Origin of the sequence: Leifsonia sp. SIMBA_070, assembly GCF_046534635.1 — a bacterium.
Taxonomy (GTDB): Bacteria; Actinomycetota; Actinomycetes; order Actinomycetales; family Microbacteriaceae; genus Leifsonia.
This window is the reverse complement of sequence record NZ_JAWRYK010000972.1, coordinates 1-234: the sequence shown is the minus strand read 5'-3', so window position 1 is coordinate 234 and position 234 is coordinate 1. Positions and strand designations below refer to the sequence as shown.

Genomic DNA, 234 nt, shown 5'->3' with positions numbered 1-234 from the left:
GCGACAGCGTGATGCCCTCCACCAGGTGCCACACGCCACAGAATCCGGCGATGAGCAACATGCCGCTGGCCTCGGGGAAGAAGGTAAACAGGATGAGCAGGCCCAGCCCGGAGTTCTGAATGCCGACTTCCATGGTGACCGCGCGGCGGTCGGCCTCGGGCAGGCGCGCCACGCTGGCCATGCCGTAGCCGAGGCAGAAGGCGAGCAGGTTGTGCCCCACCACAAGCCAGACAA

General features: G+C 66.2%; 1 pseudogene. It reads right to left on the bottom strand.

The features are described 5' to 3' along the window. A pseudogene (locus SB754_RS23060) lies at positions 1–234 on the bottom strand (bile acid:sodium symporter family protein); the annotation flags it as partial.